Below are 24,624 nucleotides of genomic sequence, written 5' to 3'. Positions count from 1 at the left end.
CTTCAGCTGCCGAGGGTGAGCTTGCCACCGGTCAGGGCGGCCTCGGCGCCCCCGCTGCCGGTGATGATGTCCGCGGCTGCGCCCTGGCGCCGGCGGATTTCGTCGTCGCTGGCGATCGCCGCGGCCGCATCGTCGCGGGTCACCGGCCGCAGCGGCGTCGGTGGTTTACCCGGGGTGGACACCACCCCGATTGCCTTCAGCACGCCGCCGACGGCCTGCCCGAACGGTTTTAACAGAGCCATTCACCTCACCCCCTGGTGGACATCGAAATCGCTATCGTTGGTCACGGCGCGGCGCCGGCGCTCGCGACCGCGTAGGTCGCCGATCACATGCTCGCCCTCGAGGGCCGCGTACTGCTCGGCGTCGGCGACGTGCGTGTAGATCGTGTCGGCGATCTCCAGATGGCCGCGCGTCTCGCCGGTGCTGAGCTCCGCCTTGGCGTAGCGGTAGCCGCCGGAATGGGCCTTGATCAGGTGCTTCGCCGACGGGTCGACGGTGTAGCCGCCGATCTCGCCCTGGGCGGTCCAGATCGCCTGGTTGCGCAGGCCAGGGGAGTTGGACTTCGCCTTGTGGACCTTCAGCCCCAGCGCCTTCTGGAACGCCAGCAGCCAGTCGTGCTCGCTGTCGGCCCGATCGTTGGCGGCGAAGGCGGCCGGATCGGCGACCACGCGGATGTTCTCGGCCACGATGTCGGGGAAGTGGTCGGCGATGTGCTGCTTGACCCGCTTGCCGAACGCAGTCGGGCCTACCTTCGCCAGGCCGATCTTGCCGGCCTCGCTGCGCGTCGTGTTGACGACCTCGCCCAGCGTCCGGATCGAATTGTCCCAATCGCGTTGCAGGAACACCGCGGCCGCAAACAGGCCTTGATCGACGCCGACGATCAGCTTGCGCCGCTTGTCCCAGGCGACCTGCTGGACGTGTCGGCTGTACACGAAACCGGCATTGACCGCCTGGCCGTGCATGATCGGCACCGGCTTGTTGTCGACCATGCGATCGACGTACCCGGGCGTGTGGCGGTTGGCGGCAACCTGCAGGACGTAATACCCGCGCCCGCCCGGCAGGTTGTGGAGGTTTTCCGCGTCCGGCTCGCGTCCGCCGGGCTGCACGAATTTCTCGATCAGCCGCCGGTCGCCCAGCGTCTGTTGCAGGATCTCCGCCTCCTCCGCGGTCAGGCCGAGCGCCTCTCCAGCCTCGTCGAACAGCAGCGTGTAGATGTGGTTCTCGATGTCCGGCATGTTCAGCGAGAGGATGATCTGCGGATCGACGACCGTCGAAGGATCGAGATCGCTGAAGCGGCCGACGCGGCCGGTGAGGAAGGCGACGAGATTGTGCGGCTGGAGATCCGCCTCGTCGATGATCACCGCGTTGACTTCCCAGCCGCGGCAGGCCTCCTCCACCGACAGGTCACCGATCGCGCGGAATTCGAATTCGCATTCGAGGATCTCCAGTACGCGGCCGTCTTTGCGGTTGCCCTCGCGCTTCAGGATCTTGCGGAACGTGTGGGTGTAGGGCGCCTTCCAGCTGAAGTTGCCCTCTGCCTCCGGAACGATGCGGAACCAGCTCTTGAGCGTCGTCGATTGCAGGCTCGGGTAGCTCTCGCGGATGACGCCGATCCGCGCCTTGCGGACGATGACACCGTCGGCATTTACGGTCCCGAGCTGCTGCTCGGCAACGCGCAACCCCTTCTGCAACGCGGCCATGGTCTTGCCAGAGCCGACCGGCCCGATGATGCCAACGATGAACGCGCGGCTCTTGACGAACGCGTCGGCGATAGGCCCGGGCGACTTCAACCTACGGGGTGCGGTCATGCCCATCAGCCCGCGACCTCGTCGTCGACGGGCAGATACTCCGCATCCATGATTTCCGTCATCTCGTCGGCCGAGTGCGTCACGCCCTCGATGAACATGTCGGCGACACCGCTGAAGTTCATGTCGACCGTGATCGGCTTCTTGCCGACCAGGTACGGCATCAGGATGTCGGCGCACCGGGCGCGCAGGGACTGCGCCGCCTCGTAGGTCATGTGCTCGACGACGACGTTGGGTGTGCCGTCCTTGCGGAAGCTGTGGACCTTGCGCCGCTTCGACGCCTCCATCAGCACCTCCGGCGCGGTCGACTGGATCTGCATCAGCGTGACCGCCGGATGCTGCCCATGCGACAGCAGCCACCGCTCCAGATCGTCGGTGCGTCGGTTGCGCGCGCCAGCCGGCCGACCGCGCTTGCGGGCACGCGCCTCGCGGGTGACGTCGGTCGGTGACGCATCGGCACCGAGATCCTCGCGCACCGCCCACACGTCTTCCGGCGTGATCGGATCGAGGAGGTCGAGCTGCTCGGCCTGGGCGCGTTCGGCATCAAGCTGTGCCTGCGCGTCGGTCATGATCGCGCGGCCGATCGCGGCGTCGCCGGTGAGGTCAGTTGACACCGTGCAACCCTCCCCATAGCGTCCCCGTTTCCAGGCTACGCCCCCAGCTAGAGAACGCCCCCTGCTCCCCGACCCGATCCTGCTGTCTCACATCGAGCGCGTGTCCGCTTCGATCGCTTGACGCGGCAGGGAGGCGAGCAACCCCCGACCCCATTTTCGATTTCGAACAAAGGCGGCTGTTCGGATCCATCACGGTCAGCCGCAAGCCGCGAATTTCAAGGTTGGTCGAAACCTGAAATACCGGCTGCGCCCAGGGCCGAGAGAAGACGCGCGGCCGGCTTGGGGGGGTGCCCCCCCGGCTGGCGGCATCGACCCCCGGGGGGGTCTGGCAGCTGGCCAGGCCGAGGCCTGCCAACCCCGCAGGCTGACGCAGCACGGCGGCAGAGGCACGGTTTTCCGACGTTTTCTGGCGGCGTTCCAACATCGGCGTTCCAACATGGCCGATCGCGCCCCCGAGAAACGGCTGATTTCCGCCATTCCCGCACGCCGCGGCGCCGACCTCGATCGACCCCGCCACCGCCCCCGCCAGGCCGGCCACCCCGCGCGCCCGGCGCCGGAAGTTTGCGCCGGCAGTCGCTCCATTGAGGCCCGGATCGCACTGGATCGAGGCGGCGAAGACGGCCGGTGCATATTCACCCGATATTTTAATCCGGCGGGCAGCAGCGCGGCGGCCATCGGCCGGTGTCGCGAAGGCGGTGGCAACGGCTGCGCAGGGCGCGGTTCCGTCAGAACCGGAACAGAACCAGTATAGAACTCCTAGAGAACTAATAACTGACTGACAAACAATGATAAAACCCTTCGGTTCTGTAAAACCGTGTTTTTGACCCTCGCGTGTACGCGCGCACAGACACGCGTCCGCGCACGCGTCACGCGTGAGGTTTCGGAACAGAACCACAGAACCAAGGGATTTCAGGCGTTTAGCGGTTCTGCCCCCTGTCCCGTTCAGAACCAGAGAACCGGGCGAACTCTCGCCTGACCACTCTGCCCACAATCGTCCCTGAAGCCAACGGGCCGGGGTCGGGAAGACGCAAAAAAAGATCGATGCAAGTAATCGCGAAGGACGCACATAGTCTTCGCGCGGGTGCGTGAAGATGAGAGTGAGCATGGCCGCACCACTCCGCTGCGCTCCGTTGGCCATGCGCGTCATTGTGCAGCACCCCCCACGGGCGGGCACGCGACCCAGCCCGCGACGTCGCCAGCGTCCAGGATCAACTCGATCGGCACCAGCACCGCAGTCAGCGATGGCCGGTTGAACTTGACCTTCGGCCCTCGTATCGCGGCCGGCGAACGGGCCAGGGTCTGCCCCCAGCCGCCGCTTGCCCATTTCGTACCCTCGAATATGCCGGTCAGCGCGCGATGATCGAGCGCGACGGCAAGGTAGCAGGGCTGACCCGGAACGTGCTCGCACGCGCCGTAGCGCGGTCGGCCGGTGCCGTCGTCCTCCAGCAAGCGCGCGTTGACGACCTTCAGCCCGATCTCGCCGAGCTTGGAGCGGGCCAGGGTGATGTCCTGGCGCGTGACGCCACTGCCGCCGCCCAGATCCTCTTGGGCAACTGCCTTGCCGATCCAGGTCGCGATCGTCTCGCGCGCGTCGCCGCCACGCGATTGCACCATCGTCGTACCCAGGTGATTTAGGCAGCGCTGGTGATCAGGCAGGCTTTCGGCGATCTCGACCAGGTTCTCCGGCGCGAATTGCACCACCAAGTCGTCGATCGTGTCGTGGTTGAGGTGATCGTACATCGCCAGGTCGGCCGCAGCGAGCAGCGTGCCGAACGTATCGGCGCTGCGCGAGGTATGGCCGCGCAACATTAGCGCGTCGTGATAGGCAAGGAACGTCGCATGCCACCGACCCCAGCCGATCACCATGCGCCGTGCGAGCATCGCGCCGAACCCGGGCAGGTCGATGCTGTCGAGGTCGAGCTTTGCCGTGTTCGGCGGCAGCGGATCCAGCTCCAGTACCGCGAAGCGGCTGCGATCCTGCGGCTCCATGGGCGGGGTCAGGATCGCGGAGAACTGGAAGCACGAATTGAGCGTGAACTCGGCCGCGTTATGATCGCTGCCGCCTTTGTGCATGTCGTCGCCGGAGCTGGCGACGCGCGCCAGCTCGAGCACCGCTGCAAGCTTCTGCGCATTGAAAGCGTTGGGCTCGAACTCGTCGAAGATGACCGGGATCGTCTGCGCGCGCAGCTTCTGCCGCACCGCTGCCTCGGTCGCGCCGCCCGTGCGCAACACGCCCTTCGACAGCAGGCGATCGCACAACCCATCCTTGCCGTTGAACGACGATTTGCCGGTGCCTGCCCCGCCCGTCACGAACAGATGGCTCCGCCAGCCAAGTGCGCCGGAGATCGTCGTCTGCGCCAGCCAACCAAGTGCCAGCAGCGCGTCGCGATGGCCGCGCCGCCAATTCCAGGTGTTTATCAGCGCGGCGAGCTGCTCGACCTCGCCCGTCCCAGGATTGCGCGGATCGGGTCGGGGCATCGGCGCCGCAGCCGGATAGACGTAATTGTCGATCAGGCCCGTCTGGAACCAGTCGACCTTGCCTTTGCCGCCCTTGTTCGCCGGCGCCGGCGTCGCGATCATCACCGTGTCGCCGTAATGAACGATCAGCTGCCGCTTGGCCCCACGATGCGCGCCGCGACCGCGTACCCGGCCTTGCGCGTCGAAGATGCCAGCATAGCCGCAGGCCGCGATCAGCGCCTCGGACGCGTCGTCTTGCTTGAAGCCGACGATCGCGCTCTCGCGCGTAACATTGCCCTGACGGTCGCGCTTTTCTTCCGACCACCGCGGCCAATACTTAGAAAGCAGATCGGTGCGCGGCGAAAACAGTGCGTGCAGGTTGTTCTTGCCGTGGTCGCGCGGACCGAGCGGCACCATCTGCCCCAGCATGTTGAGGTAGAAACACGTCTGTCCGTCGGTGCCGATGCCGAGCGGCTTGACCGGGCAATCGTGCGGCACACGCGGACGATCGAGATCGTCGTCCTCGTCGCGGCCGCCGAACGGCGCCTGGTCGCCGTCGCGCGCCAGCAGCGGCGCGTCGACCGGCGCATCCAGCGCGGCCGCGATCGATACGACGTTGTCGGGTGCGGGTTTGGTCATGACCGGAGTGCCGCGATCGACGGCGCCCCCGCGAGGGAGGCGCCGTCTTCGCTATTCGGGGTGCCGCCTGTGGCGCGCATGGGATCGCCCAACAACGATCCGGTGGGGGCCTTGCGAGCCGTACCACACACCCCTCTCGGGTATTCCTTCATCAACGCTATCACGCTGCGTTCTCCAGCCCGGCCAGCAGCCAGGCGTTGACGTCCTTCAGCCCGGGCGGGGGCAGGACGAGCTGCACGCGGTGGCCGCGTGCCTGTTGACGGGCGATGGCGCGCTCAAGCTTCTCCTGCTCCTGCACGCCGTCGTCGCGATCGGCGACGAGGACGATTGTCTCGATCGCGGGCGGAAACTCGATCACGCCGAGGTTGCCGAGGCTGTAGGCGGCGATCACGCGTGCCTCTGGCTTGCACATCGCGACGGTCAGGCCGTCCTCGATCCCTTCGGTAACGTAGAGCGTCTCCGGACGGCGCATCCGCCCCATGGCCTGCTGAGACGCGCCCTTGCGCAGCGGAATGAAGCCACCACGGCTCTTGCCGAGCATCTTCTTGGCGTTGCCCCGCGGGACGCCGAGATCCGCAGCGTCGGCTTTCACCCAGGCGCGGGTCCGGGGACAGCGGCCGAGCCAGGTGCGATGCGTCGCGACATGCTCGCCGGTTGGCAGGATGACCTGCGACACCATGGCGGGCAGCTTCACGCCGGCGTCGCGGTTCCACACCTCGCTGTGGTAGCGCAGCGACCGGGCCAGTGGCCGAGCTGCGCCACACGGATCCCGCGTGCATCGAGATAGCGCGCGGCCGGCGTGTTCTCGATCGATTCGCTGCCGTTCAGCCACAGCGCCCGGGCGCCGCGCTTCTTCGCCTCGGCTTCCTTCGCCGCCTGCGCCTCCAGATCGGCGTCGGCCTTGGCCGCCAGCGCGCGGACCTGCGCGATCCGGCCGGGGTCGAGGTGGTCGAGCCCGAGGAACGATTTCAGCCACTGCACCGCCTTGCCGCGGTCACCGCCGAATTTCGTCCGCTCGACCAGGCCGATCATATCGCCCTGGTCGCTGCCCGACCAATCCTTCCACATGCCGCGGTTCGAGCCGGCAAGGTTGAGCACAAGGCTGGTACCGCGCTCCCCGCCGATCGACCCCGCCTTAAGATACTGGCCGTCCTTGATCGCGCCAGGCAGGCAGTCGCGCCCGATCGCCTCGGCGCGGCTACGCGCCTGAATCTCGATCTCGCGGACGGAGATCAGCGGGTCGGGGTGCGCGGACACGAAGGCCCCGTCAGGGGATCGCGCGCGCGACCAGGTTGACCTGGGCGCCGGCAACGCTGCCGCTGTAGAGGTTGGTCAGCAGCCCCAGCAGCGACGTGCGCCAGCAATGGACCGTCACGCCGGACCTGCTGATATCGGTGAAGTTGCAGGTTACGGGATTGGTCGTATCCATAGCCCTGGGCATGTGCACGACGGCTGGCACTACGGGCGGCGGGTTCGCAGGATCGAAGGTCCACGTGGCGTTGCCGCTGGCGTCGAGGACGACGGTTTGCTGCGCGACCCAGGTTGGCGCGACGGGCGGATAGGCCACCTGCGCCGGGGCTCTGGCCACACCAATCGAAGCCGCCAGGAACAGAAGCGCGCGCATCAGTACTGCTCCAGCACGCTGATCGTCGTCGTTGCCGAGCACGCGGCGTAGACGTCCGCCGCGCTGTCGACCGTCACGCTGGCGCCGGCGACCGGCTGCAATGCGAAACCGGTGGCTGCCGTCACGCCGGCGGCCCCGACGACGCACGCATTCGCTGCGCCGACGCTGATCGTGACCTTCTGCCTCCCGGTGCGTGCGGCCGCGATCAGGGTTGCCGTGGTACCGACAGACGTCTGGGCCGTCGCGATCGCGGTGCCGCCCGTAGGCCGGGTCGCCAATGGCGACGTCGCCGAAGCAGGCTGGCAAGCGACCCCGGAAGCATTGCAGGTCAGCGCCACGCTGCCGCCTACCCTCACGCCGGTCGCTGCGCTGGGAAACGATTTCTGGCCGACCGCTGGCGCCGGCGCCAGTGCCGCCGCCAGCGCCGCAGCGCCACATAACACAACGCGCATGATGCTTTCCCCCTCGGGTTGATGTGCGGCGAAGACGGGGGCGCAATCACCGGCGGATGCGTTCGCCCCCGCATCCGCCGGTGCCGCTCGACGCCAGCTGGCGGAGGCGGAAAGCTGAGAAATCCACGAAGAGCGGGCGAGCCGAAGCCCGCCCGCAAGGTCGGCGCGGCCGGCCGGCTGGACGCGCCCCAGGGAGAAAAATTTCTGCGCCGTAGGATTTTTTCCTAAATGCGCGTTGACATGCAGCAAGAACGACCGGAACATAACAAGAACGTCATGATCGAGTCGTTCCGCGTAGGAGGTTTCACATGAGTGCTGACGTGCTGGCGTTTCCATCAGGCTGCCCGCCCCGTGACGATGGACATGGCGGCATTCAGGGCACGCCGCCAACGCGGCAATTCGTAAAAGTCGTTGGGCTCGACAGCACCCTGCGTAACCTGGAAGATGCGTTCCATGATTTCCGGGCCTGGAATGATCGGGTTTACCGCGCGCTCGATCTGGCTGACGTAGGGCTGGCTGCAACCCAGCTCGCCAGCGAGCCAGTCTTGCGTCTTACCCTCTCGTTTGCGCCATGCCGCGAGTTTCACCAGAACCACCCCACTCAACTAGGGCTGGGATATTCCTATGGCTTATATTTAGTCAATGGACATAAGCAGGTCGCCGGTGCAGAATATAAGCAGATGGCATACGTGCTCTACATGCACCCGGCGAACCGCCTCCGTGAGCTGCGCAAAGCAGCAGGCCTCAGTCAGTCCGAACTGGCTGAGAAGAGCGGCGTGTCACAGCCGTACATCAGTCAGGTCGAAAATCACTCTGCTACGACACTTGATATTGCGCGGATGCGAGCGCTAGCTCGTGACCTGCACTGCAAGCCGGCAGACCTGCTATCAGACGAGGACAATCCCGATCGGCTCAGCGAAGTTGAGCGGGCTCTTGTCCAGGCATTTCGTTCCTCTGATCCCGTGCAACGCGAGCTTATAATGCGGATCGCCCAGCCGGTTGATGTGGCTGAGGCGGGGGAGCGCCGCGCCGCGTGATCGTGCTTGCCGCTCTCCTCGCGGCCAGCGGCGTCAACTGCGCAAGCTTTTACATCGAAGATGTTAAGCCTGTTGAGTTGTGTGCTGCGGAGTGGGCATACGATGCTGCCAAATTAGGCTGGACCATGTCTGATCCCACCGTTCAGGGTGCGGATGTTCCCATGGGTGATGCGATTGGCGGCGACTACAAAGGCGATCGAGAATTCGTCTCGTCCTATAGAGCTTACCGGGATTGCATTGCTCGGACGATCGAGATGGATCGTTCACGCCGGCCGTACCGTGTCGGCGACTTAGCTGTGACATTTTCGAAATGCGGTCGTGATCGGGCGAAAGCGGAGCGCTCACTTGCCGCTGCCCCGATGTGGAGCCGGAACCCATCATTCGAGCAGCCAATGGCGTCGCGTGATTGGGTGGACGCCGAGAGGCTGCTTATGGCGCGGCGCCGATTATCAATAGCTGGTGGCGCTAAAATATAAGCTATTGACATAATATAAGCTGTGGGAATAATTCGTCACGTTCACTGTTGAACGGAGACGGATCATGCCAAAAGTCGCGATCCTGCCCACCCCCCTTGCACGGGCGGCGCTGGCCGGTAGCAATCCCCGCAACGCCGCGACGTGCGGGATCTACGACGTAGCCGGCCGCCTGGGCCAGGCGCACCGCAAGCCCAAGTGGTTGAGCGACTACATCGAGCAGCTGATCGAGAAGGCCGGTTTCCCGAAGGCCTATCCGGTTCTGAAGGCGGGCAAGCTCGCGTCCGGCGTCACGCGCGACAGCCGCTGGTGCCGCGCAGCCGTCGATCTGTGGTTCGATGGCCAACTGCCGCCTGGGTCCCGCGACGCCGGCGCCGTCGCCGGGCGCGTCGAGGTCGATAGCCGCCTCAACACGAACCTCCACAGCCTGTTCGAGGACGTCGCATGAAAGAGACGCCCGTAACGCGCAAATGCGCGACGCTCAGCATGGACATGGTACCGCAGATCAAGCCCCACGTGGCCGATTTCGGCCGCGGGGCGCGCCACGTGTCGGCAGGCGGCAATCTGATGGCGGCAACCATCCTGCTGAATTCGGGAGCGGAGACGCCCGCGATCGTCATCGAGCACGCCGTGATGCCGGTAGCTTTGATGGTACCGGTCGACGTCGAGCATCTTCGGATCTTCGCCGACCAGTTGCTCGCCATCGCAACGATGTTCGAGCGTGAGGCGGCGAAGACGGCCGACGCCGCCATTCGCAAGGCGGCCGGGCGATGACGCGCCGGCATGTCATCCGCGCATATGTCGGGGTGGCCATCCTGGGCTGGATCCTCGTCGGCCTGATCGCGCTCTCGATCGCGCCGGTGCTGTCATGATGGAGCCCCGCCCCGCCCCTGCCTGGGTCGTCGCCGTCATCCGCGCAGCCCAGGGCAGCGAAGATGCGACGAGTGCGGCCGCACTGGTCGGCGCCGCCAGTCTGTTCGCCATGATGGTGATCCGGATCCTGGTCGCATGGCAAACCGGGCTGCTGTGACCCTCGCGCGCCTCCAGGCGCACGATCGCCGTCTGGCGCAGCTTCGCCGCCAGCCGGTCGCGCGCATGTCTGCCGGCGAGATCGCCGAGCTGCATCGCATCGAGGCGGCTCGCGACTGCCTCTGGCGCCAGCTCCCCCGCCGTATCGCCAATCTCCGCCACACGCTGGCGCAACTCGAAGCCTACGCCGCGGAGATCGGCGTCGGGCCATAGCTGAAGGAAGAAGCATGTCCGCCCTAACGTTTCACGCCCCCTTCCCTGTCGATCGCGCGATCAGCCACGACGGCATAGCGGTACTCACCGGCGCCGGCCTGGCCGCCCTGATCGCCGAGCGCGTCAAGCAGGTCGACGTCCACGGCCGCACGATCGCAGCGGATCAGAAGAACGAGCTGCTGGATCTCGCGCTCGCCGGCATCAGCTACGCCAATACGGCAACCGATCAGCTCGCCGGCATCAGGATCTCGCCGGAAGGAGAGCCCGAACCGACCTACCCGTGGCCGGCCGAAGGCTGGCGGCCGGAGCCGACCGCGCGCGCCAACCTGGTGAAAGCGGCCGCGCTGATCTGGGCAGCGATCGACTATCTAGACCACCTGCCCGCCGGCGCCAGCGTCGCGGTCGATCTGGATCGCGCGGCATGAGCGGGGAGGATCTTCTGGCGCGCCTCAGGCTCGTCCAGCAGGAGCCGAGCAACCGGCTCGCAGGCAAGTTTCGCCTAGATCTCGACAGCAGCGAAATCGACACGATGATCGATGCGCTTCTAAGGCCTGAAGTGCGGCATTCCTGCGCCAGCACCAGCAATTATCCCGCGATGGCAGAGCGGGCGCTGCGTCTGATCCAGCGCAACGGGATCCGCGACAACGAGGCGATCGAAGGGATCACCCACCTCGTCGATTGCGCCGGCCTGGATCACGCAACGAAGGCGCTGGAGGACGACGATGCCGTCCCGTTTTAGTGCCCCGATCGAATGGGTGCGGCGCCTCATACGCCGCTTTCGACATTGGCAGCGCCCCTGCCAGCGCTGTGAGGAGCACCCGGACGGCATCTGCGCCCCCTGCTGGTGGAACCAGCAATGGTGACCTACCCGACGGTCTACGACCTGGACCTGATGACCGCCTACCTCGGTGGTTACATCGAGCAGGGCAACCTCGTCTCGATGCCGCTGACCAAGGCGGTCGAGATCGCCGGCCAGGTCGCGCCAGGCGTGACGATCGACGGCCAGATCGCATCGCGGATCCTGCGCCGGTGCGGCTTCAACCGCAGCTACCTGCCGGCGGACGCCGGCGACATCATCTACCGGAGGAAATTGCCATGAAGACGAAGGTTATCGTCCGCATCAAGCGCGGGCAGTCGCAGAACCGGGTCCGGGTGGCCAGCCGCATGTTGGAGCGGTCCGGCTATCAGCGCCGCACCGTCCGCCGCGATGGCCACCCCGTTACCGTCTGGGTGCTGTGATGAAGGCGCTGGCCAGCCCCAAGGGGACCATGCCGGTGCTGCAATTCTGCGCGCCGGCGCAGCTCGCCGTCGACACCAGCTATCAGCGCGAGCTCGACGGCAAAAGCCGGCAGCTGATCGCGCGGATCGCGGCCGGCTGGGACTGGAACCTGTTCCAGCCGCTCGTCGTCGCTCGCCGGCGGGACGACACGCTGTTCGTTGTCGACGGCCAGCACCGCCTAGAAGCGGCGCGGATCCGCGGCGACATCGTCCAGCTGCCTTGTGTCATCTTCCACCCCGGCGATCCCGCCGACGAGGCGGCCGTCTTCGTCGAGCTGAACCAAGCCCGGCGGCCGCTGACCGCTTATGCGCTGTATAACGCTGCACTGACATCAGGTGACGAGCGCGCGATCGCCCTCGCCGGCCTGCTGCGTGACGCAGGCCTGGCCTTCACTGGCGCGGCGGATCCGGAGCGGATGAAGCCGGGCCAGATCAACAATGTCGGCACCGTCCGCAAATGGCACGAACGCAATGGCGATCGCCGCACCCGGGTGGTGCTGACCGCGATCGGCACCGCCTTCCGCGGCCAGGTCATCAAGATCAGCGGCTCGCTGTTCATGGGCGTCGCCGGCGTCGTGCTCGATCACGACGAGCGACTGAGCCTGCATCTGCTAACCGACATCCTCGCGCGCTCTCAGGACGAATGGCTGAGCGAGTTCCGCACCCGTGCCGCCCAGGACGCAACCGGCGTCCAGGCGGCGGCCGTCGCGACGATCCGCGATGCCTATGCCGAGGCGGTGGCTGAGATCGAAGGCGAGGAGGCAGCATGAGTCCCGCATCACGCATCCGCCTCCAGGCGGCGTTCGATCACGTTCTTCTCAGAGCAAGCGATCATATGGATGCGGCCACCATCATTGCCGAATTGGTGGGACAACACCGCGCCCTATTTCGCTCCTCTGGCGTCACCAATTCGCTGCGCGTCGCCTGCGTCCAGGCGACCTGCACCTGGTCCAAAGACGAGGGCCTGCTGGCGGCATGGCGGAAGCGCGCAATTGCAAAGCTCATGGAGCCAGATGGGGGATACGGTCGTGACTAGAATAGACTTCCGTCAGTGCCCGCACTGTGGCGGCTATGGTGTTCGCGACAATGGCGACAATTGCACTACCTGCGGCGGCATCGGCCGTGGTGGCCTCAATAGTCCGGCCGGCAGCTGCATCGGCAGCGGCGAGCTGATGTACGAGGCCGGCACCGGCCGCCAGATCTCGCACGCTGAGTTCATGACCATCGTCTCTTCGGAAGATCGATATGGCTAATCCTACTTGGTGCGCTGGCTGCGGTGGCGGCGAAGGCGAGCGGTATGCAACCGTTAAGATGATCGCCGACCATCCGTATTGCCAAGCCTGCGCCGATCGGCGGTATGACAACGGCGCAATCCGCCCCGACGGGAACGCCATGAACGCTGGCCGCAATCCTGAAGGATGGGCTGAATGGCTGCGGATTTCCGAAAGCTGGGGGTACCCATGACCTTCGCTGCGGATTTCGCCTTTTTCCGCGACGATCGCCCGCTCGGTACAAGTCCGGAGCCTGATTTTTGGTCAGCGATGAAACAGGAGGCGCTGGACACGCTCAACCAGCGGATGCTTACCTATCCGGGCCGGGTGGCAAAAAGTCGCATGTCCCGGGTTGATTGCGATCGCGAGCTGCGCGTGGCGCGGGCGATCGCCGAGGATTGGGGTGCCGTACCGCATAGCCCCGGATTTCCGATCGCGACCTGGTCTGAGATGGTGCACTGCTTGCGGCGCGAGATCACCCTGCGCCGCAAATACTATCCCCAGCGGGTAGCGGCCGGACAGATGGAGGCCGGCGAGGCGGAGCGACGGTTGCTACTGATCGAACAGTGGCACGACCTGCTGTGGCTCTCCAATTGTACCGAGGCGAAAGCTGCGCGTGCCGCTGCCCAGATCCCGCTGAGCAAGGTCGCTTGATGAAACTGCCGCCGTAGCGGCAAACTTCCACCCGCCACAGGAGCCCCCGCCATGGCGAAAATCTCTATTCCCGGCCTGGTCGCCAAAAAGACAGCCGGCGGCATTCGCTACTACTGGCAGCCCTCCGCAACGCTGAAGAAGGCGGGATGGAAACCCCTCGTCCTGGGCCAAGAGGAGGGCGCCGCGATCGCCGCGGCGCGAGCGCGGAACGCGGAGGTGGCCGCCTGGCGCGAAGGTAGTGCCTCGCCGCAGGAAGTGCGGAAGATGGACAAACGGCACACCGTCGACCACGTCATCGCTCAATTCCGGCTGCACCGCTTCCCGAAGCTGAAGGAAAAGACGCAGAGCGAGTACGCATCCAAGCTTAAGACGATCAGCAGGTGGGCCGGCAAAGAGCGGATGGACGCGATCACCCGCGCCAACATCATCGCGCTGCGCGACGTGCTCTACGCGCCCCGCAAGGACGGCAAGGTCCGCGCCACCACCGCCTACAACACGCTGAAGGTGCTTCGTACCCTATGGGACTGGGCGCACCGGAACGAGCACATCCCGACGAACCCGGCGGCCGGCGATCTCGACGTATCGACGCCGGAACCACGTCAGCAATTCGCCAGTGCGCTCGGGCGCCAGGCACTGATCGACGCCGCAAACGCTCTGGGCCTACCCAACATGGCGGCCGCGATGATCCTAGCGTGGTCGATCGGCCAGCGGGAAGAGGATCTGCTGAAGATGCTCCAGAGCCGGTATGACGAGATCCAGCCCTATGAGGCTGACGATCCCGCCGTCTACGCCCGTCTCGCGGCGCGCGAACCCGACGGCCGGGTGATGGGCATCCGTATGCGCCAGGGCAAGACGGACCGCTGGGTCGGCGTACCCGTCACCGGCGAGGCCCGACAGCAGCTCGAGCTGGCGATCGCCGGCGCTCGCAAATTGCAGCTAACCACGATCCTCTACGACGAGGAACGCAGCCAGACCTGGACCAGCAACGAGCGTGCGACCCGGCTGACGAGACAGGCCTATTTCCAGCGCAGCTTCGGCGATATCCGTGCGCATGCGGTTGCCACCCTCACGGCCGCTGGAGACGACGAGCTGTCGGCCGAGATCGCCGACCTCCAGTTCCGCGACTTTCGCCGCACGTGCGTGGTGACGATGGGGCAGCGCGGGATCCCCGATCATTTGATCTCGGCGATCACCGGCCACCGGCTGGAGACGGTCAAGAAGATCCTGGAGACATACCTGCCACGTACGACGGGGATGGCGATGCTAGCCATGGATTTGACGCACGACCGCGCGCCGAAGCAGATCGGCCGCGAAACAAAGAGCGCCTGAAGCTTGCGTGGCGGGCATCGTTTGGGTAGATGCCCGCCACCGCATGTTGGAATTCCAACGGAATGAATGTTGGAATGAAAGCTGCGGAAGCCTAGAAAACGACGGTTTTCTGCGGGTTTGCGGGTATAGCACAATGGTAGTGCAGCAGCCTTCCAAGCTGAATACACGGGTTCGATTCCCGTTACCCGCTCCACGTCCGCACCACTGACGATCGCCGAAGGGTCGGCCGGCCGGCGACAGCCGCCACGACGGGAACCCTGCCAAGGCCGATACGCGCGCCCGGTCGCGAAAAAAGGCTCGCTCCCGGCGGTGGAGCGCCGGTCGCGAGCCTCCCTGCGCCTTCGCGCGCAGCTGGTGCCTACATCGACTGAAGCGCGGTCAGATGCGTCTGCACGACCGGCGCGATCTCGCCGGCGACCGCCTTCAGTGCCGGTACGCTGCCGTGCGCGGCATAACCCTGGTGCAGCGCCAGCGCCTGCTGGTGCGCCGCCTTTTGCTGCGTGACGTAGAGCCGATCGCGCGCCTCGCCCTTGGCGCCGCGCAACGCCGCGACGTTGCGGGTACCCATCGCATCCAGATGGGGTGGTGGCACGGTGATACCGGCCCGCTGCGTCGCCGCCTTCACCTTCGCGGTGCTGTTGGTGTGGTCGCGGATCATCATGTTGGCGAAGTCGCGCAGCTTCGCGTTGTGCGTTGTCTGCAGCAGCAGGCGGCTCGACTGGAGCTCATATTGATCCCCCGCGCCCGCCTTGGCGACATAGGCGGGTCCGCTCGTCGGCGCCTGTGCGACGGCGGCGGCGACGGGCGCGGCGATGACGGCCGCGGCGATGAACATGCGTCTCATGCGTCTTCCTCCTGTGGATGCGTCAGTTCTTGGCGGTGCCAGGCTCGGCCATCTTGCGATGCTGTTCCGCCAGCACCGCATTGGGCGTGACGTTGGCGATCGCCGACTGCAGCTTGTTCTTCAGGCCGGACGCGACGGCGGCCTTGCTGGCCATCAGCGCGTCCCAGCCGTCCTGCGCGACCTTCGCCGGATCCGCCTTCTTGGGGTCGGTGCCCACATCGGTATCCAGCATGTCCGCCCGCGCGAAGAACTCGGTGTCGGTGGGGCCGGGCATCAGGTTGGTCAACGTGACGCCGTCCGCGTCCTTGATCTCGTTCTGGATCGCCGCGACAAAACTGTCGATGAACGCCTTGGTCCCGTTGTAGACCGCCTGGAACGCACCGGGGATGTAGCCCGCGATCGACCCCGTCACCAGCACCTTGCCCTGGTTGCGCGCGACCATGTCGCGCAGGACCCTCTGCAACAGATAGGCGGTGCCCGTAATGTTCGTGTCGACGACGAGACGCCAGTCGCGCACGTCCTGGTCGAGGAAGGCGCGTCCGAGACCGTGCCCGGCATTGGCGCAGAGCAGGTCGACCTGCCGCCCCTCGGTCGCCGCGAGCAGGGTGTCGACGCCGTCGATCGTCGAAAGGTCCGCCTGTACCGACCGCACCTCGGTGCCGAACTGCTTGAAGTCCTCGGCCGCCGCATCGATCAGCGGCTCGTCCGCGACGACGAGGATGTCGTAGCCGTTCTTGGCCGCCAGCGTGGCCAGTTCGAAGCCGATGCCCGTCGAGGCCCCGGTGATGATCGCGAATCCATTGGCCATTGCTGTATTCCTCTCCGCTTTCGTCTCGTCGTTCCGGCCCAGGCGTGGCGATTCAGGCCGTCGCCATGCCCGGCTTCAGCACGATCTTGGTGACTTCGTTCTGCTGGTCGTGGAACATCTTGTAGCCCTTGGGCGCGTCCTCGAGCGGCAGTCGGTGCGAGATCAGGAATTCGGTGTCGATCTTGCCTTCCATGATCGCGTTGAGCAGCCCGGGCATGTAATGCTGCACATGGGTCTGACCGGTCTTGAGCGTCAGTCCTTTCTCCATGAACGCGCCGAGCGGGAATTTATCGACGAAGCCGCCATAGACCGCCGGCATCGACACGCGGCCGCCCTTGCGACAGGCGATGATCGCCTGGCGGATCGAATGCGGGCGGTCGGTGCCGAGGAAGGTCGAGGCCTTGATCTGGTCGATGACGTTGTCGACGAACAGGCCGTGCGCCTCCAGCCCCACCGCGTCGATCACGGCGTCGGGGCCGATGCCGCCGGTCATCTCCATCAGCGCCTCGTAGGTCGCGCTTTCCTCGAAATTGACGACCTCGGCGCCGAACCGCCTGGCCAGCTCGAGCCGGTGGGGGAAATGATCGATCGCGATCACGCGCTCCGCCCCCATCAGGAAGGCGGACTGGACGGCGAACAGGCCGACGGGTCCGCAGCCCCACACGGCGACCGTATCGCCGGGCTCGATCTGCGCATATTCCGCCGCCTGCCATCCAGTGGGCAGGATGTCGGACAGGAACAGCACCTTGTCGTCGTCGACCCCATCGGGAATGACGATGGGGCCGACGTCGCTGAACGGCACGCGGACATATTCCGCCTGTCCGCCGGCATAGCCACCGGTCATGTGACTGTAGCCGAACAGTCCCGACATCTCCTGCCCGTACAGCGACATCGCGATGTCCTGATTATCGGCAGGCAGGCCGTTCGGGCACGCCGAATATTGGTGCTTGTTGCAATGATAGCAGCTGCCGCACGAGATGGTGAACGGCACGACGACGCGCTGCCCCTTCTTCAGCGTCGACTTCGCACCGACCTCGACCACCTCGCCCATGAATTCGTGACCGAGAACGTCGCCAGCCTGCATCGTCGGGATGTAGCCGTCGTAGAGATGGAGGTCCGACCCGCAGATCGCCGTCGATGTGACCTTGATGATGCAATCGCGCGGGTTGACGATTTCCGGGTCGTCGACCGTATCCATGCGCACGTCGTGCTTGCCGTGCCAGGCCAGAGCTCTCACAGACCCATCTCCTCGAACTGCTTGGGATTCATCGCCGGCGTGGCGATCTCGCCCGTCTCCAGCAGCTGCTTGAACCGCCTGAGATCGCGTCGCGCCTGGATTGCGGGTTCCCGCTGAAACATCTTGGCGATCACCTTGCCGATCAGGCCGCCCGGCGGATCATAGGCGATGGTCGCGGTGACCACCGTGCCGCGCGCACCGGCATCACGGAACGCGACGCGGCCGCTATTGGCGACATCGGCGCCCGGCTCCGACGTCCAGGCGATGAGTCGGTTCTCCTCTTCCTCGGTGACCCGCGCGTCCCATTCGACCGTCGCACCGCCGGGGGCCTTGACGACCCAATGCGACCGCTGCCGGTCGGCCACGGTGATGGAGACGACGTTCTCCATGAAATGCGGCAGGTTCGCGAAGTCGCGGAAATAGGCGAAGACCTCCTCGACAGGCCGCTTGATCGTCACCGCACGTCCGGCAACCGAACTACCCTTGCCCTCCGCCAGCCCCTCCGTGACGGCAGCGGCGGCATCGTGTTTCGAGGAGGCTGCGGGCGCGTCGTCCTGCGCGACGTCTGCGGGGGTCGTCATCGGCATCTCCCATCGGCGATGCGCTCCCAACCCCCGCTATCCTGGCCCGTTCCTGTCGTTTCACCCCTGACTTTATCTAGATAAATGAGAAAGTTGCTTTGGATGTAGGCCGCCTCGCCACCCACGTCCCGTTAACGGGCGCTTTACCACATCCCGCTAGACCTCGTTCAGGGATCGATCGCCAGACGATCGCACACAGGACGAAAGGGGCGCAGATGACGATACAGGGTTCCATCGCGGGCACACTCGCCGCGCTGGACGCGGACGTACTCGCGACGTTCAAGTTCCAGGGCGCGACGCGCTGGCCGGACGAACAGATCGAGCTCTACGTCGCACCTGCATTTCTGGACCCCGCGGAGTGCGGTGCCCTCGTATCGCTCATCGATCGCAATCGCGTGCCGTCGACCGTCGTCGAGGGCGACGCTGCGTGGCGGACGAGCGAGACCTGCTCCTTCGATCCCAGCGAGCCCGTCGTTCAGCTGCTCGACCTGCGCCTGTCGATGTTCCTCGGCATCAACCCGGTGAATGGGGAGCCCAACCAGGGCCAGCGCTATGGCGTCGGCCAGGAGTTCAAGCTGCACGCCGACTATTTCGCGGCGCATCACGACGACGCCATCACGCACGTCAGCCGCTGCGGCCAGAGGACGTGGACCGCGATGATCTATTTGAACGAGCCCGAGGAGGGCGGCGAGACGTTCTTCCACCACCTCGACCACGGCTTCACACCCGAACTCGGGACGATGCTGTGCTGGAACAATCTCACCCCGGATGGTCGCCCCAACCCCCGCACGCTGCACCAAGGCAAGCCGGTGCTGCGCGGCGCCAAATATGTCATCACCAAGTGGTTTCGCCAGGGGCCCTGGAACCCTGCCTGAGGAGCCTCGTCGGCTTCACGAATGCCACCTCCCCCGAAGGAGAGGTGGCCGATCGTTACGCCTACTTGCCCGCCTTGGCCGAGGTGCCGGCCGTTCCGTCCGCGGGCGCGGTCACGCCGTCGCCGGCGATCCGGGACCCATCGGCGTTCAGGCCCAGATCCTTGAGCAGCGGGCCGACCTGCGGATCGGCGCCGTTGAATGCGCGGAACATGGGCGCGTAGTCTTCCGTATGGCCTTTCGACAGGATCATGTCGCGGAAACGCTGTCCGTTCGCGCGGGTCATGCCGCCATGCTGCTCGAACCAGTTGAATGCGTTCGCGCTGAGCATCTTGGTCCAGCTATAGGCGTAATAGCCCGCTGAATAGCCGTTGCCCCAGATGTGCAGGAAATAGCTCGACCGATAGCGCGGCGGAACGTCGGCGACATCCAGACCGGTCGCGGCGAGTGCCTTGGCTTCGAACGCATCCGCATCCTGTTTGCCGTCGGCCGCCGTCAGCGAATGCCAGCTCATATCCATTTCCGCCGCCGCGAGTGCCTCGCCGAACGAATAGCCCGAGTTGAAGGTGCCGGCGCGCTTGATCTTGTCGACGAGCGCTGCCGGAATCACTGCGCCCGTCCGGTAGTTGACGGCATAATGCGGCAGCACCTTCGGATCGAGCGCCCAATGTTCGTTGAACTGCGACGGAAATTCGACGAAGTCGCGCGCCGTGTTGGTACCCGATACCGACGGATAGACCTGGTTCGCGAACAGCCCGTGCAACGCATGGCCGAATTCGTGAAACATCGTCGTCACGTCGTCGAAGCTGACCAGCGCGGGCTGGCCGGCTGCCGGCTTGGTGAAGTTGGCGACATTGTAGATCACCGGCCTGGTGCCGAGCAGCTTCGACTGGGTGACGAAGTTCGACATCCAGGCGCCGCCATTCTTGTTGTCGCGCTTCCAATAGTCGAAATACATCAGGCCGACGGACGTGCCATCCGCCTCCGACACTTCGTACACGATCACGTCCGGTTGATAGACCGGGATGTCGGTACGACGCTTGAAGGTCAGCCCGTAAAGTTGGTTGGCGGCGTAGAACACGCCGTCGGTGAGGACCTTGTTGATCTCGAAATAAGGCTTCAGCTCGTCCTGGTTGAGGTCGTACTTCGCCTTGCGCACCTGTTCCGAATAATGGTCCCAGTCCCAAGGCTTGAGCTGGAACGTCCCGCCGGTCGCACGGATCTGCGCCTGCAGTTCTGCAGCCTCCCGGCGCTGTTCCGCCGCCACCGGCGTGCCGAGTTGCTGCATGAAGCCAAGCGCGGTCTGCGGCGTCTTCGCCATCTGGTCCTGGAGCACGTAATCCGCCCAGGTCCTGAAGCCGAGAAGCTTCGCCTTCTGCGCGCGCAAGAGCGCGATCTGCGCGATCGTGTCGCGCGTGTCGTTGGCGTCCCCCTTCACCGCGCGCGTCCAGCTGGCGTTGAACAGCGCCTCGCGCGTCGCGCGATCCGTCATCGTCGCGAGCTCGGGCTGCTGCGTCGTGTTCTGCAGCGTCAGCACGTACTTGCCCGGCAGCCCCCGCGCCTTCGCGGCGTCCGCGGCGGCGGCGATTTCGGCATCGGAAAGTCCGGCGAGCTTGGCCCTGTCGTCGATGACCAGCGCACCAGCCTTTGCCGCGGCAAGCAGCTTTTGCTGGAAGGCCGTTTCCAGCGTCGACAGCTGTGCATTGTATTTGCTGAGCGTCACCTTGTCGGCGGGGGACAGTTCCGCGCCCGCGCGCACCATATTCTGGTAGGTGAGCGTCAACACCTGAAGCTGCTCGGGCGTCAGGCCAAGCGACTGCCGCGTATCGTACAGCGTCTTGACCCGGGCAAAGAGCGCCGGGTCGAGGTTGATGGCGTCCTGATGCGCGGCGAACGCCGGCGCAAGATCGGCCTGGGTCTTTTGCAACGTGTCGTCCGTATTGGCGCCCACCACCCCGTAGAAAGCGAGACTGGCGCGCTCCAGCAGGCGCCCCGATCGTTCCAGTGCGGCGATCGTGTTGTCGAACGTCGGAGCGCTGCGCGCGCGCGTGATCGCCTGTACCTCCGCGCGCTGCTGCGCCATGCCGGCGATCAGCGCCGGTCCATAGTCGCTGCTCTTGATACGGTCGAAGGGCGGCGCCTCGAAGGGCAACGCGCTGGGCCGCGCAAAGGGATTGGCCGCGGGCAGCGCGGCCGCCCCGCCCTGTCCGACGGACTTGACTGTCGGTGCGATACCTTGCGCAAATGCGGAGGAGGACATCATCAGGATCGTGGCGGTGGCGGCGAACAGGCGCATGAATGCTCCATCATCAGGTCGATGACAGCCGCGATGCACCTGCGCGGGGCCGAGATCAATGCCGGCGTGGCCTGATCGACCGACGGCGGGACCAGCCATCGCCATCATGATTCCGGGGGGATCGATCCCGACAATATATACCGGTCCGGCCCATTCCTCGTTGCATACCAGCCAGCTCTATTAATGATTCAAGCACAGCAACTTTCGTGTGGCTTGAAGCTTTGTGACAAGTCGTTCAGGTAAAGTCCGGAACGGGGACATTGCGAATGGCTAGCGTTTGGCACGAGGACGGGCGGCAGCCGCCCTTCGAAGAGGTCGAGTTGCGACGCGTCGCGACGTCGATGCTGATCGCGCGGCGTGCGCTGCACGGTGCCCTGCCCGCTGCGTTGATCCATGATGCCGCGCTGGAATGCCTTCTGGTTCTGTATCTGTCGCCGAATTTCGAGGCGCCATTCGCCAAGCTGGAAATGGAAGTCGCCAGTGCGCCCATCCTGGTGAGACGATGGCTTGCCGCCGTGGCCGCGGAAGGGCTTGTCGAGATCGGAAACGGGCGCGCAGCCCTGAGTCCGGAAGGTCAGGATCGCATGCGCGCGGTCATCACCAACGTCATCAGGTCCCAGCGAGAGTTGAACGGCTGGGGCGATCAGTAGGTCAGTTCAGCAGATACGAGGGGAAAGCCGTCTCGAGCGGCGCTCGCGCCGGCTGCCGCGGGATCGACAGGATCGCGGTTTCCAGATGCGCCGCGACGACCGCAAGGCCCGCCGCATCCGCGTCACCGACGCATTCGGTTATGCGGGCAATCAGGTGGTCGATATCGATCGCGTTGAGCGTCTTCGTCACACGGCATATCCCTGAACAACGCGCTACGATATTCCGAGCGACACCTCGGCGCTACAGCGACTTGGTAAACAGCGCCTAAACAATGGTTCACAAATGCGATCGGTCGCGAGGCACGTCAGGCGCTCGACCGCGGGACGGCGACGCGGGCCGGCGTGGCGTCCATGGCGCGCCGCCGGGGCATCGCCCTCGCGCATCCGGATCAGAAGCCGGTCCGCAGCACGCGAAGCCATCGCTTCAGGCGCTGCCACCAGGTCTGCCGCTGCGGCGGCGCAGGCCGTCGTACGCCGCGGGGCCGCGATCTGGTCGATCTTCTCGCCATGCGCCGCCCTATAGTCCGCAAGGGTGGACGGAAGCTGAATTACATGGCCCCGGCACGGCAGAACGCCTTCGCCATGCGCCGGGCGGAAAACGTCGTTTGCAGCTTTATCGGGAACCGCCGGAGCGGAAATTGGTGGAAGGGGCTGGATTCGAACCAGCGTACACTTGCGTGGGCAGATTTACAGTCTGCTGCCTTTAACCACTCGGCCACCCTTCCGGGGTGTCCGCTTCCTCGAAGCGGAGGCGGCCTATTGGCGAAGCGAAACGCGCCTGTCAACGGCCATGCTTGCATCCCCCGCCCCCCGACCGTAGCAACCGCAGATCACGCCGTTCTGGGGGAATTCATGCGTCACCTTCTGCTCGCCGTCTCCGTCGTTGCCCTTGCCGGGCCGGTCACCGCGCAGGATCGTGGGGCCACCGCCGCGATCATCGACCAGGGGACGAACCACAGCGAGGTCATGCCCATCGCCCAGCATCTGTCGGACGTCATCGGGCCGCGCCTGACCAATTCGTCCGGAATGCGCCGCGCGGAGGAATGGACGCAGGGCAAGTTCCGCGAATGGGGGCTCAGGAACGTCCACAAGGAGGGCTTCGCCTTCGGCCGCGGCTGGTCGATCGAGCGTGCGAGCGTCCGGATGCTGACGCCGCGCGTCGTCCAGGTCACCGCGATTCCCGTGGCATGGACGCCGGGTACCAACGGCACGATCACCGCGCCGGTCGTCGTCGCGCCGATCGCGCGGGAGTCCGACTTCGCGAAATTCCGCGGAAAGCTGGCCGGCAAGATCGTCATGGTCACCCTGCCCCGTGCGGCCGGCGACGCCACCGAGCCGCCGTTCAGACGTCTGTCGGGCGAGGATATCGGCAAGCTCGACCAGTTCCAGCAGCCCAACTACGATCCCGCCGCGACCGACCGGCGGCTGAAGCGCCTCGACTTCACCAAGAAGCTCGACGCCTTCCTGAAGGGCGAAGGCGCGGTCGCCATCGCCACCATGTCGTATCGCGACGGAAAGCTCGTGTCGGGTGAGGGCTATCTGTTCGGCACGGGGGAAACCGCGTCGCTGCCGAGCGTACAGCTCGCGCAGGAGGATTATCTGCGCCTCGCTCGCCTCGCCCGGACCGGCCCGGCTCCGACGCTGGAGATCGCCAGCGACGTCCGTTTCGACGACTCCGATCCCCAGGCGTACAACGTCTTCGCCGAGATTCCCGGCACCGATCCCAAGGCGGGCTATGTCATGGCCGGCGCGCATCTCGACAGCTGGGTGGCCGGCGACGGATCCGCGGACAATGGCGCGGGCACTGCCGAGGTGATGGAGGCGGCGCGCATCCTCGCGGCGAGCGGCGTCCGACCGAAGCGCACGATCCGCTTCGCGCTCTGGGCGGGCGAGGAGCAGGGCCTGCTCGGTTCGATGGCCTATGTGCAGGCGCATCTGGCCCGCCGTGGCGCGCCCGGCGAAGCGATGCCGGGCGGCATGAAGGGCTTCTACGGCTTTTCCGATCGCTGGCCGATCACGCCGCTGCCCGGCTACAACGACCTCGCGGCCTATTTCAACATCGACAACGGGTCGGGCAAGCTGCGCGGCCTGTATGCGGAGAACAATCCGGCGGTGGTTCCGATCTTCCGCGAATGGCTCGCCCCCTTTGCCTCGATGGGCGCGGGCAACGTCGTCGCACGGCAGACGGGCGGGACCGACCACGTGTTCATGCAGCAGGTCGGCGTCCCCGGTTTCCAGTTCATCCAGGACCCGCTCGATTACGGCAGCCGGGTCCACCACAGCTCGATCGATACGTTCGACCACCTGAAGGCGGAGGACATGCGCCAGGGATCGATCGTGCTCGCTGGCGTCTTGCTCTCCGCCGCCAATGCGGACAAGGCGCTGCCACGCCCGCCGCTGCCGACCAGGCCGGTGGCGACCGATCCCTTTGCCTATAGTGACGATGATGACTGATCCGTTT

33 protein-coding genes and 2 tRNA genes are annotated in these 24,624 nt (G+C 65.6%); 19 read left to right on the top strand and 16 right to left on the bottom strand.

Annotated elements, in window-relative coordinates; genetic code table 11:
• Positions 1–2: 2 nt before the first annotated feature.
• The 9 genes from RF701_RS16155 to RF701_RS17675 all read right to left on the bottom strand — a co-directional run bounded on the left by RF701_RS16155 (position 3) and on the right by RF701_RS17675 (position 8,178).
• Positions 3–242 carry a hypothetical protein gene (locus RF701_RS16155; RefSeq protein WP_308815557.1) on the bottom strand — a complete coding sequence of 80 codons (240 nt, stop codon included), beginning with the start codon at positions 240–242 and terminating at the stop codon, positions 3–5.
• Positions 243–1,808 carry a hypothetical protein gene (locus RF701_RS16150; protein ID WP_308815556.1) on the bottom strand — a complete coding sequence of 522 codons (1,566 nt, stop codon included), beginning with the start codon at positions 1,806–1,808 and terminating at the stop codon, positions 243–245.
• 5 nt (positions 1,809–1,813) lie between these two features.
• Positions 1,814–2,419, bottom strand: a complete 606-nt coding sequence (locus tag RF701_RS16145; protein WP_308815555.1) for a hypothetical protein — start codon at positions 2,417–2,419, stop codon at positions 1,814–1,816.
• A gap of 1,143 nt (positions 2,420–3,562) precedes the next feature.
• Positions 3,563–5,515 (bottom strand): hypothetical protein, encoded by a 1,953-nt coding sequence (locus RF701_RS16140; protein ID WP_308815554.1) that lies wholly within the window; start codon positions 5,513–5,515, stop codon positions 3,563–3,565.
• A gap of 160 nt (positions 5,516–5,675) precedes the next feature.
• On the bottom strand, positions 5,676–6,209 hold the full coding sequence (locus RF701_RS16135) for a toprim domain-containing protein (RefSeq protein WP_308815553.1): 534 nt from the start codon (positions 6,207–6,209) through the stop codon (positions 5,676–5,678).
• Positions 6,206–6,772 carry a hypothetical protein gene (locus RF701_RS16130; RefSeq protein ID WP_308815552.1) on the bottom strand — a complete coding sequence of 189 codons (567 nt, stop codon included), beginning with the start codon at positions 6,770–6,772 and terminating at the stop codon, positions 6,206–6,208. The genes RF701_RS16135 and RF701_RS16130 overlap by 4 nt, the downstream gene beginning before the upstream one ends.
• Before the next feature lie 10 nt (positions 6,773–6,782).
• Positions 6,783–7,139 carry a hypothetical protein gene (locus RF701_RS16125; RefSeq protein WP_308815551.1) on the bottom strand — a complete coding sequence of 119 codons (357 nt, stop codon included), beginning with the start codon at positions 7,137–7,139 and terminating at the stop codon, positions 6,783–6,785.
• On the bottom strand, positions 7,139–7,927 hold the full coding sequence (locus RF701_RS16120) for a hypothetical protein (RefSeq protein ID WP_374758643.1): 789 nt from the start codon (positions 7,925–7,927) through the stop codon (positions 7,139–7,141). The genes RF701_RS16125 and RF701_RS16120 overlap by 1 nt, the downstream gene beginning before the upstream one ends.
• Entirely contained in the window at positions 7,927–8,178 is a 252-nt protein-coding gene (locus RF701_RS17675) for a helix-turn-helix domain-containing protein (RefSeq protein WP_374758642.1), read from the bottom strand. The genes RF701_RS16120 and RF701_RS17675 overlap by 1 nt, the downstream gene beginning before the upstream one ends.
• A 93-nt stretch (positions 8,179–8,271) precedes the next feature.
• On the opposite strand from RF701_RS17675, the gene RF701_RS17670 reads away from it, so the two are divergent.
• The 16 genes from RF701_RS17670 to RF701_RS16040 all read left to right on the top strand — a co-directional run bounded on the left by RF701_RS17670 (position 8,272) and on the right by RF701_RS16040 (position 15,068).
• Complete coding sequence (locus RF701_RS17670) at positions 8,272–8,628, top strand: helix-turn-helix domain-containing protein (RefSeq protein WP_374758641.1); 357 nt, start codon at positions 8,272–8,274, stop codon at positions 8,626–8,628.
• Complete coding sequence (locus RF701_RS16110) at positions 8,625–9,104, top strand: hypothetical protein (RefSeq protein WP_308815548.1); 480 nt, start codon at positions 8,625–8,627, stop codon at positions 9,102–9,104. The genes RF701_RS17670 and RF701_RS16110 overlap by 4 nt, the downstream gene beginning before the upstream one ends.
• A gap of 64 nt (positions 9,105–9,168) precedes the next feature.
• Positions 9,169–9,549, top strand: a complete 381-nt coding sequence (locus RF701_RS16105; RefSeq protein WP_308815547.1) for a hypothetical protein — start codon at positions 9,169–9,171, stop codon at positions 9,547–9,549.
• The gene (locus tag RF701_RS16100) at positions 9,546–9,875 is read left to right on the top strand and encodes a hypothetical protein (RefSeq protein ID WP_308815546.1); all 330 of its coding nucleotides are present in this window, start codon (positions 9,546–9,548) and stop codon (positions 9,873–9,875) included. The genes RF701_RS16105 and RF701_RS16100 overlap by 4 nt, the downstream gene beginning before the upstream one ends.
• 94 nt (positions 9,876–9,969) lie before the next feature.
• Entirely contained in the window at positions 9,970–10,131 is a 162-nt protein-coding gene (locus RF701_RS16095) for a hypothetical protein (protein WP_308815545.1), read from the top strand.
• A complete protein-coding gene (locus RF701_RS16090; protein WP_308815544.1) occupies positions 10,128–10,343 on the top strand; it encodes a hypothetical protein in 216 nt (71 codons plus the stop codon). Before RF701_RS16095 ends, RF701_RS16090 begins: the two co-directional genes overlap by 4 nt.
• Before the next feature lie 14 nt (positions 10,344–10,357).
• Entirely contained in the window at positions 10,358–10,768 is a 411-nt protein-coding gene (locus RF701_RS16085) for a hypothetical protein (protein WP_308815543.1), read from the top strand.
• Positions 10,765–11,082, top strand: coding sequence for a hypothetical protein (locus RF701_RS16080; protein WP_308815542.1), 318 nt, complete (start codon positions 10,765–10,767; stop codon positions 11,080–11,082). Before RF701_RS16085 ends, RF701_RS16080 begins: the two co-directional genes overlap by 4 nt.
• A 117-nt stretch (positions 11,083–11,199) precedes the next feature.
• On the top strand, positions 11,200–11,442 hold the full coding sequence (locus RF701_RS16075; RefSeq protein ID WP_308815541.1) for a hypothetical protein: 243 nt from the start codon (positions 11,200–11,202) through the stop codon (positions 11,440–11,442).
• The gene (locus RF701_RS16070) at positions 11,439–11,582 is read left to right on the top strand and encodes a hypothetical protein (protein WP_308815540.1); all 144 of its coding nucleotides are present in this window, start codon (positions 11,439–11,441) and stop codon (positions 11,580–11,582) included. The genes RF701_RS16075 and RF701_RS16070 overlap by 4 nt, the downstream gene beginning before the upstream one ends.
• Positions 11,582–12,391: a DUF6551 family protein gene (locus tag RF701_RS16065; RefSeq protein WP_308815539.1), complete on the top strand. Its 810-nt coding sequence runs from the start codon at positions 11,582–11,584 to the stop codon at positions 12,389–12,391. Before RF701_RS16070 ends, RF701_RS16065 begins: the two co-directional genes overlap by 1 nt.
• Positions 12,388–12,657 (top strand): hypothetical protein, encoded by a 270-nt coding sequence (locus RF701_RS16060; RefSeq protein WP_308815538.1) that lies wholly within the window; start codon positions 12,388–12,390, stop codon positions 12,655–12,657. The genes RF701_RS16065 and RF701_RS16060 overlap by 4 nt, the downstream gene beginning before the upstream one ends.
• A complete protein-coding gene (locus RF701_RS16055; protein WP_308815537.1) occupies positions 12,650–12,874 on the top strand; it encodes a hypothetical protein in 225 nt (74 codons plus the stop codon). Before RF701_RS16060 ends, RF701_RS16055 begins: the two co-directional genes overlap by 8 nt.
• A gap of 174 nt (positions 12,875–13,048) precedes the next feature.
• Complete coding sequence (locus RF701_RS16050; protein WP_308815536.1) at positions 13,049–13,546, top strand: hypothetical protein; 498 nt, start codon at positions 13,049–13,051, stop codon at positions 13,544–13,546.
• A 216-nt stretch (positions 13,547–13,762) separates the two neighbouring features.
• Entirely contained in the window at positions 13,763–14,875 is a 1,113-nt protein-coding gene (locus tag RF701_RS16045) for a hypothetical protein (protein ID WP_308815535.1), read from the top strand.
• A 119-nt stretch (positions 14,876–14,994) separates the two neighbouring features.
• A tRNA-Gly gene (locus RF701_RS16040) sits at positions 14,995–15,068 on the top strand.
• Positions 15,069–15,233: 165 nt separating this feature from the next.
• On the opposite strand, the gene RF701_RS16035 is transcribed toward RF701_RS16040, so the two are convergent.
• The 4 genes from RF701_RS16035 to RF701_RS16020 are packed head-to-tail and all read right to left on the bottom strand — an operon-like array spanning position 15,234 to position 18,345.
• Positions 15,234–15,719: a DUF4142 domain-containing protein gene (locus RF701_RS16035; protein WP_246847951.1), complete on the bottom strand. Its 486-nt coding sequence runs from the start codon at positions 15,717–15,719 to the stop codon at positions 15,234–15,236.
• A gap of 22 nt (positions 15,720–15,741) precedes the next feature.
• Positions 15,742–16,527, bottom strand: coding sequence for an SDR family NAD(P)-dependent oxidoreductase (locus RF701_RS16030; protein ID WP_308815534.1), 786 nt, complete (start codon positions 16,525–16,527; stop codon positions 15,742–15,744).
• A 52-nt stretch (positions 16,528–16,579) separates the two neighbouring features.
• The gene (locus RF701_RS16025; RefSeq protein ID WP_308815533.1) at positions 16,580–17,764 is read right to left on the bottom strand and encodes a zinc-dependent alcohol dehydrogenase; all 1,185 of its coding nucleotides are present in this window, start codon (positions 17,762–17,764) and stop codon (positions 16,580–16,582) included.
• On the bottom strand, positions 17,761–18,345 hold the full coding sequence (locus RF701_RS16020) for an SRPBCC family protein (RefSeq protein ID WP_308815532.1): 585 nt from the start codon (positions 18,343–18,345) through the stop codon (positions 17,761–17,763). The genes RF701_RS16025 and RF701_RS16020 overlap by 4 nt, the downstream gene beginning before the upstream one ends.
• 215 nt (positions 18,346–18,560) lie before the next feature.
• Between RF701_RS16020 and RF701_RS16015 the strand changes: the two genes are divergently transcribed.
• Positions 18,561–19,220: a 2OG-Fe(II) oxygenase gene (locus RF701_RS16015; RefSeq protein WP_308815531.1), complete on the top strand. Its 660-nt coding sequence runs from the start codon at positions 18,561–18,563 to the stop codon at positions 19,218–19,220.
• 61 nt (positions 19,221–19,281) lie between these two features.
• On the opposite strand, the gene RF701_RS16010 is transcribed toward RF701_RS16015, so the two are convergent.
• A complete protein-coding gene (locus tag RF701_RS16010) occupies positions 19,282–21,513 on the bottom strand; it encodes a M3 family metallopeptidase (protein ID WP_308815530.1) in 2,232 nt (743 codons plus the stop codon).
• A gap of 266 nt (positions 21,514–21,779) precedes the next feature.
• Here RF701_RS16010 and RF701_RS16005 point away from each other — a divergent pair, with 266 nt between their 5' ends.
• On the top strand, positions 21,780–22,163 hold the full coding sequence (locus tag RF701_RS16005; RefSeq protein WP_203310638.1) for a hypothetical protein: 384 nt from the start codon (positions 21,780–21,782) through the stop codon (positions 22,161–22,163).
• A gap of 1 nt (position 22,164) precedes the next feature.
• On the opposite strand, the gene RF701_RS16000 is transcribed toward RF701_RS16005, so the two are convergent.
• A complete protein-coding gene (locus RF701_RS16000; RefSeq protein ID WP_203310639.1) occupies positions 22,165–22,353 on the bottom strand; it encodes a hypothetical protein in 189 nt (62 codons plus the stop codon).
• Positions 22,354–22,802: 449 nt separating this feature from the next.
• Positions 22,803–22,888: transfer RNA gene (locus RF701_RS15995), tRNA-Tyr, on the bottom strand.
• Positions 22,889–23,015: 127 nt separating this feature from the next.
• Here RF701_RS15995 and RF701_RS15990 point away from each other — a divergent pair.
• Positions 23,016–24,617, top strand: coding sequence for a M20/M25/M40 family metallo-hydrolase (locus RF701_RS15990; RefSeq protein ID WP_308815529.1), 1,602 nt, complete (start codon positions 23,016–23,018; stop codon positions 24,615–24,617).
• The last annotated feature ends 7 nt before the right edge of the window (positions 24,618–24,624 follow it).

Source organism: Sphingomonas sp. GV3, from assembly GCF_031082075.1.
GTDB lineage: Bacteria > Pseudomonadota > Alphaproteobacteria > Sphingomonadales > Sphingomonadaceae > Sphingomonas > Sphingomonas beigongshangi.
Note: the sequence above shows the minus strand (reverse complement) of the source record. Positions and strands in the feature narration are given on the sequence as shown.

What these genes read in the sequence shown, in the direction of transcription:
- RF701_RS16100 (WP_308815546.1), top strand. Translation starts at nt 9,546, where the DNA reads ATGAAAGAGACGCCCGTAACGCGCAAATGCGCGACGCTCAGCATGGAC.
- RF701_RS16105 (WP_308815547.1), top strand. Translation starts at nt 9,169, where the DNA reads ATGCCAAAAGTCGCGATCCTGCCCACCCCCCTTGCACGGGCGGCGCTG.
- RF701_RS16010 (WP_308815530.1), bottom strand. Translation starts at nt 21,513, where the DNA reads ATGCGCCTGTTCGCCGCCACCGCCACGATCCTGATGATGTCCTCCTCC.
- RF701_RS16080 (WP_308815542.1), top strand. Translation starts at nt 10,765, where the DNA reads ATGAGCGGGGAGGATCTTCTGGCGCGCCTCAGGCTCGTCCAGCAGGAG.
- RF701_RS17670 (WP_374758641.1), top strand. Translation starts at nt 8,272, where the DNA reads ATGGCATACGTGCTCTACATGCACCCGGCGAACCGCCTCCGTGAGCTG.
- RF701_RS16005 (WP_203310638.1), top strand. Translation starts at nt 21,780, where the DNA reads ATGGCTAGCGTTTGGCACGAGGACGGGCGGCAGCCGCCCTTCGAAGAG.
- RF701_RS16125 (WP_308815551.1), bottom strand. Translation starts at nt 7,139, where the DNA reads ATGCGCGCGCTTCTGTTCCTGGCGGCTTCGATTGGTGTGGCCAGAGCC.
- RF701_RS16075 (WP_308815541.1), top strand. Translation starts at nt 11,200, where the DNA reads ATGGTGACCTACCCGACGGTCTACGACCTGGACCTGATGACCGCCTAC.
- RF701_RS16035 (WP_246847951.1), bottom strand. Translation starts at nt 15,719, where the DNA reads ATGAGACGCATGTTCATCGCCGCGGCCGTCATCGCCGCGCCCGTCGCC.
- RF701_RS16065 (WP_308815539.1), top strand. Translation starts at nt 11,582, where the DNA reads ATGAAGGCGCTGGCCAGCCCCAAGGGGACCATGCCGGTGCTGCAATTC.
- RF701_RS16085 (WP_308815543.1), top strand. Translation starts at nt 10,358, where the DNA reads ATGTCCGCCCTAACGTTTCACGCCCCCTTCCCTGTCGATCGCGCGATC.
- RF701_RS16155 (WP_308815557.1), bottom strand. Translation starts at nt 242, where the DNA reads ATGGCTCTGTTAAAACCGTTCGGGCAGGCCGTCGGCGGCGTGCTGAAG.
- RF701_RS16060 (WP_308815538.1), top strand. Translation starts at nt 12,388, where the DNA reads ATGAGTCCCGCATCACGCATCCGCCTCCAGGCGGCGTTCGATCACGTT.
- RF701_RS16150 (WP_308815556.1), bottom strand. Translation starts at nt 1,808, where the DNA reads ATGACCGCACCCCGTAGGTTGAAGTCGCCCGGGCCTATCGCCGACGCG.
- RF701_RS16020 (WP_308815532.1), bottom strand. Translation starts at nt 18,345, where the DNA reads ATGACGACCCCCGCAGACGTCGCGCAGGACGACGCGCCCGCAGCCTCC.
- RF701_RS16015 (WP_308815531.1), top strand. Translation starts at nt 18,561, where the DNA reads ATGACGATACAGGGTTCCATCGCGGGCACACTCGCCGCGCTGGACGCG.
- RF701_RS16070 (WP_308815540.1), top strand. Translation starts at nt 11,439, where the DNA reads ATGAAGACGAAGGTTATCGTCCGCATCAAGCGCGGGCAGTCGCAGAAC.
- RF701_RS16030 (WP_308815534.1), bottom strand. Translation starts at nt 16,527, where the DNA reads ATGGCCAATGGATTCGCGATCATCACCGGGGCCTCGACGGGCATCGGC.
- RF701_RS15990 (WP_308815529.1), top strand. Translation starts at nt 23,016, where the DNA reads ATGCGTCACCTTCTGCTCGCCGTCTCCGTCGTTGCCCTTGCCGGGCCG.
- RF701_RS16140 (WP_308815554.1), bottom strand. Translation starts at nt 5,515, where the DNA reads ATGACCAAACCCGCACCCGACAACGTCGTATCGATCGCGGCCGCGCTG.
- RF701_RS16050 (WP_308815536.1), top strand. Translation starts at nt 13,049, where the DNA reads ATGGCTGCGGATTTCCGAAAGCTGGGGGTACCCATGACCTTCGCTGCG.
- RF701_RS16120 (WP_374758643.1), bottom strand. Translation starts at nt 7,927, where the DNA reads ATGGAAACGCCAGCACGTCAGCACTCATGTGAAACCTCCTACGCGGAA.
- RF701_RS16095 (WP_308815545.1), top strand. Translation starts at nt 9,970, where the DNA reads ATGATGGAGCCCCGCCCCGCCCCTGCCTGGGTCGTCGCCGTCATCCGC.